This is a genomic window from Roseomonas rosulenta, from assembly GCF_016106005.1.
In the GTDB taxonomy this organism is placed as follows: domain Bacteria; phylum Pseudomonadota; class Alphaproteobacteria; order Acetobacterales; family Acetobacteraceae; genus Neoroseomonas; species Neoroseomonas rosulenta.
The window spans coordinates 1-578 of record NZ_JACADR010000648.1 but is presented as its reverse complement, the minus strand read 5'-3'; the positions used below and the strand labels follow the sequence as shown (position 1 = coordinate 578).

The following is a 578-nucleotide window of genomic DNA, read 5'->3' as shown; positions in this document are numbered from 1 at the left end:
CTACTCGCCTGACGGGAGAGGTGCGCCCACCGCACGACCGGCGGGCTCGAAAACGACCCCCAAGGCCGCTTCCAGGACACCGCCACATCTTCATCAGCCGATCACGCAGGTTTCGCAGAGCTCTCCAAGGGTCCAAATCCTGAGAGCCCATCCGGGAAGTTCAGATTCATGCTGAGGGCTTTGCGGCCAGCCACCGCAGCATGATGCGGATCATGGCCATCCGGACGAAGGCGGCGGCGATGCGGCAGTGCCGCTCGAAGTCGCGGGTGAGACGGCGATTGCGGCTGATCCATCCGATGGTGCGCTCCACGATCCAACGCTTCGGCAGCACGACGAATTTGTGCTTGTCGCAGCGGCGGACGATCTCGATTTTCCATGTGCCGGTGCGGGCGACGGCGGCGGCCATCTTCGGCCCCTGATAGCCCGCGTCGCCGATGATGCGCTCGACGAATGGACGCCTCGAATAACCGCGTTGCGGGGCGGTGCTGAAGGCCGTCGGGGGCGCGGGGATGCCGGCCGGTGCGGCTGCGCGGCGGGGTTCTGGTGAGGATCGGGGGGTTGGGTTCTTTCTGGTCCTT

General features: G+C 65.9%; 1 protein-coding gene. It reads right to left on the bottom strand.

Features of this window, described 5'->3' with window-relative positions; translation table 11 throughout:
* Positions 1-166: 166 nt before the first annotated feature.
* A partial coding sequence (locus tag HW578_RS28145; protein WP_232479343.1) for a transposase occupies positions 167-578 on the bottom strand: 412 nt, incomplete at its 5' end.